Here is a 14,675-nt window from a genome sequence, read left to right as displayed (position 1 = left end):
GCACCGACACGTCACCTGCGGCTCGGACCACTGTCACCCGCGACCGCTTCGCTGGGGGTCATGGAGCTGGTGCGCAAGGGCCGCGCGGCCGTCGCCGTGCCGATCGTGATCGGTCACCGCGGCGCAGCGGGCTACCGGCCGGAGCACACCCTGGCGTCGTACCGGTTGGCGATCGCGATGGGCGCCGACTACATCGAGCCCGACCTCGTCTCGACCAGCGACGGCGTGCTGGTCGCGCGCCACGAGAACGAGATCGGCGAGACCACGGACGTGGCCGACCACCCGGAGTTCGCCAGCCGGAAGGACACCAGGACCGTCGACGGACGGTCCGTCACGGGCTGGTTCACCGAGGACTTCACCCTCGCCGAGCTGAAGACCCTGCGGACCAGGGAGCGGCTGCCGCAGGTGCGGCCGGCCAACACCCGGTACGACGGCCGCTGGGAGATCCCGACCCTGGACGAGGTGCTCGACCTGGTGAAGCGCGAGAGTCGGCGCCTGCACCGCCGGATCGGGGTCTACCCGGAGACCAAGCACCCGACCCACTTCGCGTCGATCGGTCTGGAGCTGGAGACGCCACTCCTGCGGACCCTTCGACGCCACGGGCTCGACGGGCCGGGCGCACTGGTGTTCATCCAGTCCTTCGAGACCGGCAACCTCCGGCGGCTGCACGAGCTGACGCGGCTGCCGCTGGTGCAGCTGATCGACGGCGGCGGTTCGTCCCACGACCTGGTGAGCCATCGAGGCCTGGCCGAGATCGCCACCTACGCCGCAGGTGTCGGCGTGGACAAGGACCTGGTGCTGCCCCGTGATCCGGCAGGCAGCACCGGAGCGCCCAGCGAGCTGGTCGGCGAGGCCCACGCACATGGCCTCCTCGTGCACGTCTGGACGCTGCGCAGCGAGAACCGGTTCATGGCCCTCGACCTCCGTGCCGGCACCGACCCGAACGCGTCCGGTGACGCGCGGGCCGAGGTCCGGGCGTTCCTCGACGCAGGGGTGGACGGGTTCTTCACCGACCAGGCGGACACCGGTGTGGTCGCCCGGGACGAGTGGCTCAGCCTGGAGGCGGTGGGCTGAGCGGCGCGAGGGTCTCGCTGCGGTCGTGTCGGCGCTGGGCGACCACGAACACCCGTCGGAAGGGCAGCACCACGCCGCGGCCGGTGTCCGGGTACGCCGCCCGCAGCCGCCGCCTGAACTCGTCCTCGAACCGCGCGCGGAGCGCCGGGTCTGCGGCCTCGAGCGCCTGCAGCGTCGGCCGCGCACCGGTGCCGCTGACCCAGGTGAAGACCGGGTCGTCGCCCTGGAGGACGTGCAGGTAGGTCGTCTCCCAGGCGTCCACGGAGCAGCCGAGGTCGGCGAGCGCCGCGAGATAGGTGGCCGCGTCGTGGGCGGTCGGCGTGGCCACACCACCGGTGTGCTGCCGGTACGGCGTCTCGGCGGCCAGCTCGTCGCGGAGGGTGTGGCTGGGCTCGTCGAAGTTGCCCGGCACCTGGAAGGCCAGCCAGCCACCCGGCGAGATCGCCTCGACCAGGGCCGGCAGCAGGTCGAGGTGCCCCGGCACCCACTGCAGCGTGGCGTTGGAGACCAGCACGTCGACGCCGGTGGTCGATCCTGTCGAGACCCAGTCACGCAGATCCGCCACCTCGAAGGCGACGGCGCTCTCGAGCTTCCGCGCGGACTCGATCATCTCCGGGCTCGAGTCGATCCCGACGACCCGCGCGTCCGGCCAGCGCTGCGTGAGCAACCGGGTCAGGTTGCCCGGCCCGCAGCCGAGGTCGACCACGGTGGCCGGCTGCTCGGCCGGCACGCGGGCGAGCAGCTCGACGAACGGGCGGCCGCGCTCGTCGGCGTAGGTGAGGTAGCGCTCGGGGTCCCAGCGGTGCGGCACGTTGCCTCCTTGGAACTATCTCGACATCAAGATATCCTCCGTCGCGATTGTCTCGATGTCAAGAATCTTTGCCACTAAGATGCTGCCATGGCGGAGGAGCCCGGGGCGGACGAGGTCGACGAGCTCGTCCAGGCGTGGCGTCGCGAGCGCACTGACCTCGACCTCGCGCCCGTCGAGGTGTTCAGCCGGGTCAGCCGCCTTGCCCGCCTGCTCGACCGGGCGCGGCGCGAGGCGTTCACCGCCCACGAGGTGGAGCCCTGGGAGTTCGACGTGCTCGCCGCCCTGCGCCGGGCCGGCAAGCCCTACCGGCTCAGCCCGGGTCAGCTGCTGCGCGAGACGATGGTCACCAGCGGCACCATGACGAACCGCATCGACCGGCTCGGTGCCCGCGGCCTGGTCGAGCGCTCCCCCGACCCGCACGACCGGCGCGGCGTGCTCGTCGGCCTCACCGTGACCGGCAAGCGCGCGGTCGACGGCGCCTTCGAGACGCTGCTGGCCAGCGAGCGCGAGCTGCTCTCCGAGCTCTCGGCCGGCGAGCGTGGAGAGCTCGCCGGCCTGCTCAAGCGGCTGATGAACCCGCTGCGCTGAGGGGCTCAGAAGACCCGCTGCTCGACCACGTCGTACAGCTGCGGGGTGCCGTGCGCGACGAGCTGCTCCTTCGACTGCGGCGTGCGCCAGATCTGCTCGAGCGCCTCGCGGAAGTCGGTGGCGTCCTCGACCGAGTCGAAGTCGAGGTCGATCACGACCTTGTTGGGGTCGCCGACCTGACGGGCCATCCGGTAGGCGCGCATCCGCTTCTCGGCCCGGAAGCGGCCGAATTTGTCGAAGGCCGCCTTCCACTCGTCGAAGTCCCGGACGGTGTTCTCGATGTGCAGCGTTGCCATGACGTCCTCCTGGCTGGGGTCGGTTGCTGCGCCCAGCGTTCGCCCGCACCCCCGCTCGCGCCCATCCCTGATGCTGGGGATGTCCTCGGCGATGTCGCCACGCCTACGCTCAGCCGGTGAGGTCGACCCAGGAGCTGATCCGGCGGGTCGAGAAGGCGTGTGGTGAGGCCCTGTCCGCGAAGGCCCTCCGCGAGCGGATCCTGGCCGTCCTGCGCGAGCACCTCCCGTACGACGGGCACGTGTTCGCGCTCACCGACCCCGTGACCCACGTCGCCACCGCCCCGCACGCCGACGTGCCGATGCTGCCCTGGGCCCGCTTACCCGAGCTGATCCGCTGGCGCTACCTGACCGAGGTCAACCGCCCCGACCGGCTGTTCGGTCACGCCGCGTCGTCGCTGCTCACCGCGACCCGTTCACCCGCCGAGTCGCTGGTCTGGCAGCACGTCCAGCGCGAGCTCGGGATCGTCGACACCGGTGCGGTCGCCTTCGCCGACCGGTACGGCGCCTGGGGCTACCTCGAGCTGTGGCGCGGCTCCTCCCCCTTCACCGCTGCGGACCTCGACCTCCTGACCGCCCTGGTGCCGACCGTCACCGAAGGCCTGCGGGCAGCAGTCGCACGGACCTTCGCGGAGCCGGCCGGGGCCCTCGCCACTACGGGTCCGGCCGTCATCGTGCTCGACCCGGGTCTCGAGGTCCGCGGCCAGACCGACGACGCGTCCGCTGCGCTGATGCGGCTGCTGCCGCCCGACGAGCCGATGACGCCGATCCCCGCGGCGGCGTACAACATCGGGGCCGCGCTCCTGGCGCAGGAAGCCGGGATCCCCCTGGGCGAGCCGTGGTCGCGGGTGCACCTCGGCGACGGCCGCTGGGTGACCGTGCGGGCTTCCCGGCTGGGCGAGGACATCGCGGTGTCGATCGAGCCGTCCACATCCGCTGAGCGGATGGACCTCTTCGCCCGGGCGCACGGGCTGTCGGCCCGCGAGTCGGAGGTCCTCACCCTGCTCGGCGTCGGCCTGGACACGCGCGAGATCGCCGACCAGCTCTTCCTCTCCGAGCACACCGTGAACGACCACGTGAAGGCGGCGCTGGCCAAGACCAGTGCCCGGACCCGGCAGCAGATGCTCGCCCGGGCCGTCGGCGGCCGGTAGCCGCGGCGCCGATCAGGCGTCGATCGGGAGACGGACGGTCATCGTGGTGCCGTCGGGGCCGGTGTCGACGGAGATCGAGCCGCCGTGGCGCTCCTCGACGATCCGCCGCGCGATGTCGAGCCCCAGCCCGGTCCCCTTGCCGACGTCCTTGGTCGTGTAGAACGCCTCGAACGCCCTGGTCACGACCTCGGGCGGCATGCCGCCGCCGGTGTCGGCCACCTCGACCACGACCGCACCGTCCTCGCTGCGCGTCGAGAGCCGCAACGTGCCGGCGTCCTCCATCGCGTCGAGCGCGTTGTCGATGAGGTTGGTCCAGACCTGGTTGAGCTCACCGGCGTACACCTCGATCTCCGGTACGCCGGCGTCGTACTCGCGCACGACGGTCACGCCGTCGCGCAGCTTGCGGCCCAGGACCACCAGGGTGCTCTCGATGCCCTCGGTGACGTCGACACGCTGCCGCGACGCGCGATCCATCTGCGAGTACGACTTCACCGTGGCGACCAGGTTGGAGATCCGCTGGGTGGACTCCTTGAGCTCGGCCAGGAAGAGCTCGACGGACACCGCACTGGCGACCCACGAGACGCCGGCGCGGAGCGCTTCGGCCCCGAGCGCTGCCTCGACCTTCTCGCACCAGGCCGGGTCGGCACCGCCGGAGACGAGCGCCGGTGCCATCTGCCAGGCGTCCTCGACCTCGCGGTCCTCGAGCCAGGTCGCCACTGCGTCCTCCGCATCGGCGACGTCCAGGGCGCTCCGGGTCGGCGGCTGCGGCTGCAGCTCGAGGCGCAGGGCGTCGAGCGCCGCGAACTGCTGGGCGGTGATGTCCTTGTCGGCGAGCTGGCGCAGGGAGCTGAGCAGGTAGCCGGACGCATCCTGCAGGGTGTCGACCGCGCGGGTGGCGGCCGCCGCGGGGTTGTTCAGCTCGTGGGCGAGCCCGGCAGCGAGTGTCCCCAGCGCGACCAGCGACTCGCGCTGGCGCACGGTCGACTCGATGCTGCGCGCCGTGCCGTAGACGCCTTCGATCAGGTGCACACCGAGCGGGAACCACGCGGTTGCGAGCTCCCGGAGTGCAGGGGCGGGCACCCGGAGGAGGCGCCCTTCCGCCGCTCCGCGGCCGGTCGCGAGGTAGACGCCGTGCTCGTCCCACGCGCGGAAGCCGCCGGCCCAGAGGCCGGGGACGTTCATCGTCCTGACGACGACGTCCTCGCGTCCGACCCTCCGGACCAGGTCGACGGCGCCGTCGACGAGCACCCACCACGAGTCGGCGTGCTCGCCTTCGGTGAAGAGGAGGGTGCCCCTCTCGAAGGCGACCTCCTCGCCCGCGCGGGCGAGATCGGCCAGGTGGTCGTCGCTCACGCCGTCGAAGAGACTGAGCCGGCGCAGGTCCGCCACCGCGATCATGTCGTCGCCAGGTATCGATGGATGTGGTAGATCGCCATCCCGCCCTCGCCGACCGCGGAGGCGACCCGCTTCATCGAGTCCCTGCGCACGTCGCCGGCCGCGAACAGGCCGGGCACGCTGGACTCCAGGGCGAAGGGCGCACGCGCGAGCGGCCAGCGCTGTCCGCCGTCGAGGACGGTCAGGTCCTGTCCGGTGACGACGAAGCCGTGCTCGTCGCGGACCACGTCGTCGCCGAGCCAGTCGGTGCGCGGCGACGCGCCGATGAAGGCGAACAGCGTGCTGGTCGAGACCTGCTCGCTGGTCCCGGTGCGGCGGTCGGACAGGGTGACCGACTCCAGGTGGCCGTCGCCGTACGCCGCCGTCACCTCGGCATCGAGCCTGACCTCGACGGCCGGTTCGGCCGCAATCCGCTCGACGAGGTACTGCGACATCGACGCCTCGAGCGAGGACCCGCGTGCGACCAGGGTCACCCGCTTGGCGTACCGGGCCAGGTTCAGCGCCGCCTGGCCGGCGGAGTTCGCGGCTCCCACCACGAGCACCTCCTCACCCTGGCTCTGGGCGGCGTCGGCGGCGTTCGCTCCGTAGTAGACGCCGCGACCGGTCAGCTCGGCCAGGCCCTCTGCTTCGAGGCGGCGGTACGAGACGCCGGTCGCGATGATCACTGCGCGGGCCTCGATCACCCCGCCACCCTCGAGGAGCACGGCGTGCACGGGGCCGCGCCGCTCGCACCCGACGACGTCGCGTGCGAGCACGACCTCGGCGCCGAACCGGGCCACCTGGGCACTCGCGCGCTGGGTGAGGTCGAACCCGCTCAGCCCCTTCGGGAACCCGAGGTAGTTCTCGATCGCGGCACTCTGCCCGGCCTGGCCACCCGGTGCCTCCCGTTCGACGATCACGGTGCCCAGTCCCTCGGACGCGGCGTACACCGCCGCGGCCAGCCCCGCGGGTCCGGCCCCGACGATGCAGACGTCGTAGAGCGGCTGCTCGGCGTGGGTCCGCAGCCCCAGCGCCTCGGCGACCTGGAGGGTCGAAGGCGCGCGCAGCACGTCACCCTCGGGCACCAGCACGAGCGGCAGGTCCACCACCCCGGCGCTGGCCAGGTCGACCAGCCGCTTCCCCTCGATGTCGGTCTCGACGTCGTGCCAGCGGTAGGGGACGTGGTTGCGCGCCAGGAACGTCTTGATCTCGTGGCTCTGCTGGGACCAGCGGTGACCGACGACCCGCACGTCGGTGGCGTGCTCGGGGTTGGCGTGCTCCCAGTCGCCGAGCAGGTCGTCGAGGACCGGGTAGAGGCGCTCCTCCGGCGGGTCCCACGGCTTGAGCAGGTAGTAGTCCAGGCCGATGTCGTTGATCGCCTGAATCGCGACGTCGGTGTCGGCGTACGCCGTGAGCAGCACCATCTTCGCGCCGGGTGCGTGCGTGCGCGCCTGCTCGAGCAGCTCGATGCCGGTCATCTGCGGCATCCTCTGGTCGGCGGCGATCAGCGCGACCGGTCGGTCACGCAGCGCCAGCTCGGCGAGCACCTCGAGGGCTTCGGCACCACCGCCGGCCCGGACGATCCGGTAGCGGTCACCGTAGTGGCGGCGCAGGTCGCGGGCGACGGCGGCGAGCACCTGCGGGTCGTCGTCGACCGTCAGGATCGTCGCCTTGCCCATGCACCCTCCCCGTGGTGACTGCCTCCGCGGAGTATCCCGCGGCAGCGGGCCGGGAGCGAGCGAACCGCGAGGTGGCCAGACAGATGGCCGGCCGATGCTCTAGACCAGCCCCAGGACGAGCCAGGGGTCGAGCACCGGTCAGCGCGGCTCGCCGGTGACGGCGAGCCCGAGGCCGAGGCCGATCATCGAGAGGCCGCCGACGGCTCCCATGGCCTCCCCGCGGCGGGGCGACCGGTTGAACCAGGCACGCAGCTGGCTCGCGATCACGGCCCAGAGGCTGTCGGAGACCACGCCGATCGTGGCCGCGAGCAGCCCGAGCAGGAGCATCTGAACCTGGACGTGACCGGCATCGCGGTCGACGAACTGCGGCAGCACCGCACCCAGGATCACGAACGCCTTGGGGTTGGACGCCCCGACGATGTAGCCCTGCCGGATCGCACGCCGCCAGGTCATCCCGCCGGCCAGCTCGAGGGCGTCGGCCGCGAGGAAGTCCCGGCGACGGCGTACGGCCTCGACACCGAGCCACACCAGGTACGCCGCACCGGCGAGCTTGAGCACCGTGAAGACGGTGATCGACTCCTGCACGACGACGCCGAGCCCGATCGAGACGAACGCGACGATCGTGAGCAGCCCGAGGGTGTTGCCGAGCACCGTCGCGAGCGCGACCGCCCGCCCGTAGGCGAGCGCGCGGCCGATCACGAACACGACGCTCGGGCCGGGGATCGCGATCAGGATGAGGGCAGCCAGCCCGAAGGCGAGCACCTGGTCGAGGGAGATCACGGAGCCACGCTAGCCGCGCAGGCAGTCCGCGTCATTCGAGAATGGATGCCGCCTCGAGCCACTCGGCCTCGAGCGTCTCCTTCTCGGCGAGCAGCAGGCGCAGCTGCTCGGACAGCTTCGCCAGCGCGGCGTAGTCGCTGGCAGCCGCAGCGATCTCGCCGTTCAGCGCGGCCTCCTGGATCGCGATCCGCTCGAGCTGCCGGTCGATCCGGGCCAGCGCCTTGCGGGCGGAGCGCTCGTCGGCGCCCCCGACGCGTGCCTTGCCCCCGCCCCCGGTGGTTGAGCCTGTCGAAACCCCGCCCCCGGTGGTTGAGCCTGTCGAAACCCCGCCCGCGGCGGTCTCTGCCCTTCGCATCTCCAGGTACTGGTCCACCCCGCCCGGCAGCAGCCCGATGGTGCCGTCGCCGAGCAGGGCCCAGACGGTGTCGGTGACGCGCTCGAGGAAGTACCTGTCGTGCGAGACGACGATCAACGTGCCCGGCCAGCCGTCGAGGAAGTCCTCGAGCACGTTCAGGGTCTCGATGTCCAGGTCGTTGGTCGGCTCGTCGAGGAGCAGCACGTTCGGCTCGGCGAGCAGCAGCTTGAGCAGCTGGAAGCGACGACGCTCTCCACCGGACAGGTCACCCAGCCGTGCGGTCAGCCGGTCACCGGTGAAGCCGAACCGCTCCAGCAGCGAGGTCGCGGACACGTCCTGGCCGGTGGCGGTGCGGGTCACCCGGCGGATGTCCTCGACGGTCGCCAGCACGCGCGCCTCCGGGTCCTCCGGGGTGACGTCCTGGGTGAGGTGCTCGAGGGCGACCGTCCGGCCGCGCTTGACCCGGCCGACCGTCGGCGCGAGCGTGCCGGCGACCAGGTTGAGCACCGAGGTCTTGCCGGCACCGTTGACCCCGACGATGCCGACCCGGTCGCCGGGGCCGAGCCGCCAGGTGGCGTGCCGCAGCAGGGTCCGCTCACCCCGGACCAGGTCGACGTCCTCGAGGTCGACCACGTCCTTGCCGAGGCGCTGGGTGGCGAACCGCTCCAGGGCGAGCCGGTCGCGCGGCGGCGGCTCGTCCTCGATCAGGGCGTTGGCCGCGTCCATCCGGAACTTCGGCTTCGTCGTACGCGCGGGTGCGCCCCGGCGCAGCCAGGCGAGCTCCTTGCGCACGAGGTTCTGCCGCCGCGACTCCGACGCGGCCGCCTGCCGCTGGCGCTCGGCCTTGGCGAGCACGAAGGCGGCGTACCCGCCGTCGTAGCTGTCCACCACGCCACCTCCGTCGGCGCCCGGGTGGACCTCCCACGTGGTCTCGCAGACGGCGTCGAGGAACCAGCGGTCGTGGGTCACCACCACCAGCGCCGAGGTACGCCGGGACAGGTGGTCGGCGAGCCAGGCCACCGCCTCGACGTCGAGGTGGTTGGTGGGCTCGTCGAGGATCAGCAGGTCGTCGGGCTCGAGCAGCAGCCGGGCCAGCGAGCAGCGGCGCCGCTCTCCCCCGGAGAGCCCGTGCACGACGCGGTCGAGAGACACCCCCGCGAGCAGCACCTCGACGACCTCGCGCGTCGTCGGGTCGGCCGCCCACTCGTGGTCGGCCTTGCCGGCGAGCACGACCTCCCGCACGGTGTGGGTGTCGTCGAGCAGGTCGCGCTGGTCGAGGTAGCCCAGGTGGAGTCCGCGGGCACGGGACACCCGGCCGCCGTCCGGCTCGACCCGGCCGGCGATGAGGTTGAGCAGGGTCGTCTTGCCGTCGCCGTTGCGACCCACGACGCCGATGCGCTCGCCCTCGCCCACACCGAGGCTGACCTCGTCGAGCAGGATCCGGACGCCGTAGGACTTCGAGACCCGCTCGAGGTTGACGAGGTTAGGCATAGGTCACCACGTGAGCGCCCGCGACCGGTCCGGGCGCGCAGAGCACGACGGGATGGCTCTCGGACAGCTCGGCCGCGATCTCCCGTGCGTGGTCTGCGTCGCCGGCGAGCCCCAGCCAGGTCGGGCCGGAGCCGGAGAGCAGCGCGGCATACGCACCGCACTCGAGGATCTGCAGCCTGGTGCGCGCGAGCTCCGGCCGCAGCTCGAGCGAGGCCGGCTCGAGGTCGTTGTGCAGCTCGCCGGCCAGGCCCTCGGGATAGGCGTCCGCCAGGGCGCCGAAGAGGCCCTCGGGCACACGGAGGGTCTCGCCGAGGCCGAGGCGGTCGTACTCGGCGTACACCGCCGCCGTGGAGAGCCCCTCACCGTTCGGCACCACGACCCACCACCACTGGCCGTTGTCGGCGACGGGCTCGACGAGCTCGCCCCGCCCGGTGCCGTACGCCGTCCCGCCGAGCAGCGCGAAGGGCACGTCGCTGCCGAGCCGGCCGGCCAGCGCGAGCAGGTCGGCGTCGGGGGTCTGCAGGTCCCAGAGGCGGTCCAGCGCGACGAGTGCAGCCGCCGCGTCCGCGCTGCCCCCGGCAAGGCCACCCGCCACGGGGATGCTCTTGGCGATCGAGAGGTGCGCACTGCGGTCGATCCCGTGGTGCTCGGTGAGCAGGTGGCCGGCGCGGATGGCGATGTTGTCCTCGTGGAGGGGGACCTGCGACACGTCGAGATCTCCGGACACCGTCACCTCGACGGTCCAGGCGGGTGCCTCCGTCGCGGTCACGTCGTCGTAGAGCCCGATCGCCTGGTAGACGGTCGCGAGCTGGTGGTAGCCGTCGTCGCGGCCCGGACCCACCCCGAGATGGAGGTTGATCTTCGCGGGCGCCCGGACGGTGACAGTCACGACAGGGCCTCCGCGATCCGCACGAAGTCGTCGATCCGCAGGGTCTCGCCGCGCGTCATCGGGTCGATGCCGGCCTTCTCCAGCGCCGTCTCGGCCGCCTCCGCGGACCCGGCCAGCTCGCGCAAGGAGGGCCGCAGCGCCTTGCGCCGGTGGGCGAAGGCCGCGTCGATCACCGCGAAGACCTGCTCCCGCGTCGCGTGCGTGCGCGGGGGGTCACGCCGGGTCCAGGCCACGAGACCGGAGTCGACGTTGGGCGCCGGCCAGAAGACGTTGCGGCCGATCGCCCCGGCACGGCGCACGTCGGCGTACCAGGTGGCCTTGACCGACGGCACGCCGTACGCCTTCGAGCCGGGCACCGCGGCGAGCCGGTCCGCGACCTCCGACTGCACCATCACCAGCCCGCGCTCGAGGGAGGGCAGCAGGTCGAGCAGGTGCAGCAGGACGGGGACCGAGACGTTGTAGGGCAGGTTGGCGACCAGCGCGGTCGGCGCCGGTCCGGGGATGCGCTCGACCCGGAGCGCGTCGGCCAGCACCACCTCGAAGGAACCGGCCTGGTCCGGCGCCCGGTCTGCGATCGTGGCCGGGAGGGAACCGGCAAGCACGGGGTCGACCTCGACCGCAACCACCCGGCGGGCGACCGCGAGCAGCGCCAGGGTCAGGGAGCCGAGCCCCGGGCCGACCTCGAGCACGACGTCGTCGGCGGTGATCCGGGAGTCGGCGACGATCCGGCGCACGGTGTTGGCGTCGATCACGAAGTTCTGGCCGCGCTGCTTGGTGGGGCGCAGGTCGAGCGCGGCCGCCAGGGACCTGACCTCCGCCGGCCCGAGCAGCCGGGGTGCGCGGGTCGGGCGGTCGGTCACGTCGAGAAGGGTACGGCGAGCGGGCACAAACGCGTCCCGCACGTGCGCCGAGCGGGCAGAAAGACAGCACGTCGGTACGCCGAGCGGGCACAAACGCTGCACACCGGGACAGTGACCACGCAGCTTTTCTGCCCGCTCGGCGTGCTCCCGGGCAGCTTCTCTGCCCGCTCGGCGTACTCCCGGGCAGCTTTTCTGCCCGCTCGGCGTGCTCCCGGGCAGCTTCTCTGCCCGCTCGGCGAAGAACCTCAGGCGAGCTTGCCGCACACCGGCCAGGCGCCGTAGCCGCCGCTGGCCGCCCGGACCTTCTCGGCGATCGCGATCTGCTGCTCGCGGCTGACCAGGTCCGGCCGGCTGGGTCCGCCGTACGCCCGCCAGGTGCCGAGGCTGAACTGGAGGCCGCCGTAGTAGCCGTTGCCGGTGTTGGCGTGCCAGTTGCCGCCCGACTCGCACTGCGCGATCCGGTCCCACGCACCGCTCCCGCTGCTGACCGGCGCCGGCTTGGTGCCGACCTTCACGATCGTCGGGACGGGCGCCTTGAGCTCGGTCTCGGAGAGCACGACCCGGCGGAACTCGCGGCCGTTGCGGTACACGACCTTGTAGGTCACGTCGCGCAGGCCGGGGGTGCCGGCGCGGACGGTCTCGCGGTCGCCCTGGTAGAGCGTGGAGTCCTGGCGCTCGACGACCGGCGGCGCCACGGACTCGCGCGGCACGTTCACCTTCTCGACGTTGACGCGGGTGAGCACGATCCGCTGGCCGTCGACCACCGGTGCGTCCAGGCCCGGCTCGACGAGGTCGTTGTCGTCGTACGCCGCACCGAGCTCGTCGAAGAGGTCGCGCACGTCCTCGGCCGCGAGCACGACCTTGTGCGCCTTGGCCCGGCCGAGCTTGACCGTGACCGTCTTGGGTGTGGTGATCCGCAGGGCCATGCCCTCGCGGTCGATCGGGGCGCTACGGCTCGCCGACAGTGCGGCTCCGGCGACGCGGATGCCGAGCTGGTCCAGGGCGGTGGAGACCCTGGTCGCGGTGGTCCAGTAGGTCTGCTCGGCGCCGTCGACGCTGACCTGCAGCGGACGGCTGAACAGCACCGAGATCCGGGACCCGTCGTGGACGGCGCTGTCGGGGGACGGCACGACGACGTCGCGGGAGGTCAGCGTGATGCCCTGGTCCGCCAGCACCGCCCGCACGTCGTGGCCGAAGGTCCGCACGGTGTGCTGCTTGCCGTCGACCGACAGGGTGACCTTCCGGGTGGCCACCGAGTAGCCGACGGTCGTGAGGGCCAGCGCCACGGCGATGGTGGCGACCAGGCCGGCCAGCCAGCGCGGGCTGGCGATCACGTGGGCCAGGGCAGTCTTGATCTGTGCGAGGAAGCGCACGGTGCTCCGATGTTCGTGCTTCCCGGGCCGCGGGGACCTTCGCCGGGCGCCGTGGCTCGTGGCGCCGACATGGCGAAGGCCGGAGATTGGTGCTTCCCGCTCCCGGCCAACGGCCCACGACCCTGCCATCGCTAGCAGCGAATTAGCAAACTGCTAGCGCTCGGCTCGCGCGTGGAGTGTGGGCCATGTCACCCGATTAAGGCGGATTTGGGCGTCTGGTGGCGCGCCGGTGCTAGCCGGTGGCGGAGCCCCAGGCGCCGCCGAAAGCGCGTTCGGTGTTGGCCTCGATGGCCCGGCACAGCTCGGCCAGGTCGACGCCGCGCGCCTGCGCCATCGCACGCACGGTGAGCGGCACCAGGTAGGACGCGTTGGGCCGGCCGCGGTGCGGCACCGGCGTCAGGTACGGCGCATCGGTCTCGACGAGGATCCGGTCGGCGGGCGCGACCCGGAGCGCCTCGCGAAGCGGGTCGGCGTTCTTGAACGTCACCGTGCCCGCGAAGGACAGGTAGGCGCCGCGGGCCAGGCACTCGCCGGCGAGCTCCGCGTCGCCGGAGAAGCAGTGCATCACCCAGCGCGGCGGCGGGCCGACCTCGTCGAGCACGCGCAGGACGTCCGCGTGCGCGTCCCGGTCGTGGATGACCAGGGTCTTGTCGAGCGCGTGGGCCAGCTCGATGTGCCGGCGGAAGGAGCGCTCTTGCGCAGCGTGTCCGTCAGCCCCCGTGCGGAAGAAGTCGAGTCCGGTCTCCCCCACCGCCCGGACGCGCTCGTGACCGGCCAGGTCGGCGATCTCCGCGAACGCCTCGTCGAGCCGTCCCGCCGCGTCGAGCCGGGCCGCGTCGTTGGGGTGCAGCGCCACACCCGCGACGATCTCGTCGTACGACGCCGCGACCTCCACGGCCCAGCGGGCACCCCTCAGGTCGCAGCCGATCTGGACGATCCGCGGCACCCCGACCTCGGCGGCGCGCGCGAGGGCCTCGGCCACCGGCACCGGCTCGCCGGGTCCGTCGTTCGCCGGGATGTCGAGATGGCAGTGGTTGTCGACCACCGGGTGCGGCAGCGGCTCGGGCGCCTCGGGGCGCGTGCCCTCGCGCGTCATGCCTTGTGCACCGCGTCGTACACCACTCTCTTGGGTACGCCGGACCGGCGGGCGACCTCGGTGATCGCCTGCTTGCGGGGCACGCCGGCGGCCTCCTCCGAGGCGACTCGCGCACGCAGGGTGTCGCCGTCCGACGTGGCCGCCTCGGCCGGCGCCCCGGCCACCACGATCGTCACCTCGCCGCGCACCCCCTCCGCCGCCCAGTCGGCCAGCTCGCCCAGACCGGCTCGGCGCACCTCCTCGTGGGTCTTGGTGAGCTCGCGGCACACCGCGGCCGACCGGTCGGCGTCGAACGCCTCGGCCATGGCCCGCAGTGCCGCCTCGGTGCGGTGCGGAGCCTCGAAGAAGACCATCGTGCGCGGCTCGTCGGCCAGTGACTCGAGCCGGCGCGACCGCTCGCCGGCCTTGCGCGGGAGGAACCCCTCGAAGCAGAACCGGTCGACCGGGAGGCCGCTGACGGCGAGGGCGGTGAGGACGGCGGAGGGCCCGGGCACCGCGGTCACGGCGATGCCGGCCTCGACGGCGGCCGCCACCAGCCGGAAGCCGGGGTCCGAGACGCTGGGCATGCCGGCGTCGGTCACGAGCACCACCCGGTCGCCGGCCTGCAGCGCCTCGAGGAGCTGGGGCGTGCGGCCGCGCTCGTTGCCCTCGAAGTAGGAGACCACCCGTCCGGACAGCTCGATGCCGAGGTCGGAGGTCAGCCTCTTCAGACGACGGGTGTCCTCGGCCGCCACGACGTCCGCCGCCGCGAGCTCGACGGCGAGCCGGGCGGGGGCGTCGTCGGGCCGGCCGATCGGCGTACCCGCGAGCACCAGCACGCCCGCCCCAGATCCGGCGCGGTCCGACGTCGTCATGGATCCG

At 72.7% G+C, this 14,675-nt stretch carries 14 protein-coding genes; 3 read left to right on the top strand and 11 right to left on the bottom strand.

Going from position 1 to position 14,675, the window contains the following annotated elements; all coding sequences use genetic code 11:
- The first annotated feature begins 60 nt into the window (after positions 1–60).
- A complete protein-coding gene (locus ACVW00_RS04410) occupies positions 61–1,074 on the top strand; it encodes a glycerophosphodiester phosphodiesterase (RefSeq protein WP_457109688.1) in 1,014 nt (337 codons plus the stop codon).
- On the opposite strand, the gene ACVW00_RS04405 is transcribed toward ACVW00_RS04410, so the two are convergent.
- Entirely contained in the window at positions 1,052–1,885 is an 834-nt protein-coding gene (locus tag ACVW00_RS04405) for a trans-aconitate 2-methyltransferase (protein WP_457109687.1), read from the bottom strand. The genes ACVW00_RS04410 and ACVW00_RS04405 overlap by 23 nt on opposite strands.
- Positions 1,886–1,972: 87 nt before the next feature.
- On the opposite strand from ACVW00_RS04405, the gene ACVW00_RS04400 reads away from it, so the two are divergent.
- Positions 1,973–2,473 (top strand): MarR family winged helix-turn-helix transcriptional regulator, encoded by a 501-nt coding sequence (locus tag ACVW00_RS04400; protein WP_457109686.1) that lies wholly within the window; start codon positions 1,973–1,975, stop codon positions 2,471–2,473.
- A 5-nt stretch (positions 2,474–2,478) separates the two neighbouring features.
- Here the strand turns inward: ACVW00_RS04400 and ACVW00_RS04395 are convergent, their stop codons facing one another.
- Positions 2,479–2,769 carry a hypothetical protein gene (locus ACVW00_RS04395; protein ID WP_457109685.1) on the bottom strand — a complete coding sequence of 97 codons (291 nt, stop codon included), beginning with the start codon at positions 2,767–2,769 and terminating at the stop codon, positions 2,479–2,481.
- 116 nt (positions 2,770–2,885) lie between these two features.
- On the opposite strand from ACVW00_RS04395, the gene ACVW00_RS04390 reads away from it, so the two are divergent.
- Positions 2,886–3,917 carry a helix-turn-helix transcriptional regulator gene (locus ACVW00_RS04390; protein ID WP_457109684.1) on the top strand — a complete coding sequence of 344 codons (1,032 nt, stop codon included), beginning with the start codon at positions 2,886–2,888 and terminating at the stop codon, positions 3,915–3,917.
- A 12-nt stretch (positions 3,918–3,929) separates the two neighbouring features.
- Here ACVW00_RS04390 and ACVW00_RS04385 read toward each other — a convergent pair whose 3' ends face one another.
- The 9 genes from ACVW00_RS04385 to rsmI all read right to left on the bottom strand — a co-directional run bounded on the left by ACVW00_RS04385 (position 3,930) and on the right by rsmI (position 14,668).
- On the bottom strand, positions 3,930–5,315 hold the full coding sequence (locus tag ACVW00_RS04385) for a sensor histidine kinase (RefSeq protein ID WP_457109683.1): 1,386 nt from the start codon (positions 5,313–5,315) through the stop codon (positions 3,930–3,932).
- Positions 5,312–6,970, bottom strand: coding sequence for an FAD-dependent oxidoreductase (locus ACVW00_RS04380; protein WP_457109682.1), 1,659 nt, complete (start codon positions 6,968–6,970; stop codon positions 5,312–5,314). Before ACVW00_RS04380 ends, ACVW00_RS04385 begins: the two co-directional genes overlap by 4 nt.
- A 138-nt stretch (positions 6,971–7,108) precedes the next feature.
- Positions 7,109–7,750 (bottom strand): LysE family translocator, encoded by a 642-nt coding sequence (locus tag ACVW00_RS04375; protein ID WP_457109681.1) that lies wholly within the window; start codon positions 7,748–7,750, stop codon positions 7,109–7,111.
- A 31-nt stretch (positions 7,751–7,781) separates the two neighbouring features.
- Positions 7,782–9,596 (bottom strand): ABC-F family ATP-binding cassette domain-containing protein, encoded by a 1,815-nt coding sequence (locus tag ACVW00_RS04370; protein WP_457109680.1) that lies wholly within the window; start codon positions 9,594–9,596, stop codon positions 7,782–7,784.
- On the bottom strand, positions 9,589–10,485 hold the full coding sequence (locus ACVW00_RS04365; RefSeq protein WP_457109679.1) for a 4-(cytidine 5'-diphospho)-2-C-methyl-D-erythritol kinase: 897 nt from the start codon (positions 10,483–10,485) through the stop codon (positions 9,589–9,591). Before ACVW00_RS04365 ends, ACVW00_RS04370 begins: the two co-directional genes overlap by 8 nt.
- The gene (gene rsmA, locus ACVW00_RS04360; RefSeq protein WP_457109678.1) at positions 10,482–11,345 is read right to left on the bottom strand and encodes a 16S rRNA (adenine(1518)-N(6)/adenine(1519)-N(6))-dimethyltransferase RsmA; all 864 of its coding nucleotides are present in this window, start codon (positions 11,343–11,345) and stop codon (positions 10,482–10,484) included. The genes ACVW00_RS04365 and rsmA overlap by 4 nt, the downstream gene beginning before the upstream one ends.
- A gap of 245 nt (positions 11,346–11,590) precedes the next feature.
- Complete coding sequence (locus tag ACVW00_RS04355) at positions 11,591–12,718, bottom strand: transglycosylase family protein (protein WP_457109677.1); 1,128 nt, start codon at positions 12,716–12,718, stop codon at positions 11,591–11,593.
- A gap of 232 nt (positions 12,719–12,950) precedes the next feature.
- Complete coding sequence (locus ACVW00_RS04350; RefSeq protein ID WP_457109676.1) at positions 12,951–13,814, bottom strand: TatD family hydrolase; 864 nt, start codon at positions 13,812–13,814, stop codon at positions 12,951–12,953.
- Entirely contained in the window at positions 13,811–14,668 is an 858-nt protein-coding gene (gene rsmI / locus ACVW00_RS04345; protein ID WP_457109675.1) for a 16S rRNA (cytidine(1402)-2'-O)-methyltransferase, read from the bottom strand. Before rsmI ends, ACVW00_RS04350 begins: the two co-directional genes overlap by 4 nt.
- Positions 14,669–14,675: the final 7 nt, after the last annotated feature.

Source organism: Marmoricola sp. URHA0025 HA25 (assembly GCF_054059435.1).
This window is presented reverse-complemented; position numbering and strand designations above follow the sequence as displayed.

What these genes read in the sequence shown, in the direction of transcription:
- ACVW00_RS04410 (WP_457109688.1), top strand. Translation starts at nt 61, where the DNA reads ATGGAGCTGGTGCGCAAGGGCCGCGCGGCCGTCGCCGTGCCGATCGTG.
- ACVW00_RS04400 (WP_457109686.1), top strand. Translation starts at nt 1,973, where the DNA reads ATGGCGGAGGAGCCCGGGGCGGACGAGGTCGACGAGCTCGTCCAGGCG.
- ACVW00_RS04395 (WP_457109685.1), bottom strand. Translation starts at nt 2,769, where the DNA reads ATGGCAACGCTGCACATCGAGAACACCGTCCGGGACTTCGACGAGTGG.
- ACVW00_RS04385 (WP_457109683.1), bottom strand. Translation starts at nt 5,315, where the DNA reads ATGATCGCGGTGGCGGACCTGCGCCGGCTCAGTCTCTTCGACGGCGTG.
- ACVW00_RS04380 (WP_457109682.1), bottom strand. Translation starts at nt 6,970, where the DNA reads ATGGGCAAGGCGACGATCCTGACGGTCGACGACGACCCGCAGGTGCTC.
- ACVW00_RS04370 (WP_457109680.1), bottom strand. Translation starts at nt 9,596, where the DNA reads ATGCCTAACCTCGTCAACCTCGAGCGGGTCTCGAAGTCCTACGGCGTC.
- ACVW00_RS04350 (WP_457109676.1), bottom strand. Translation starts at nt 13,814, where the DNA reads ATGACGCGCGAGGGCACGCGCCCCGAGGCGCCCGAGCCGCTGCCGCAC.
- rsmI (WP_457109675.1), bottom strand. Translation starts at nt 14,668, where the DNA reads ATGACGACGTCGGACCGCGCCGGATCTGGGGCGGGCGTGCTGGTGCTC.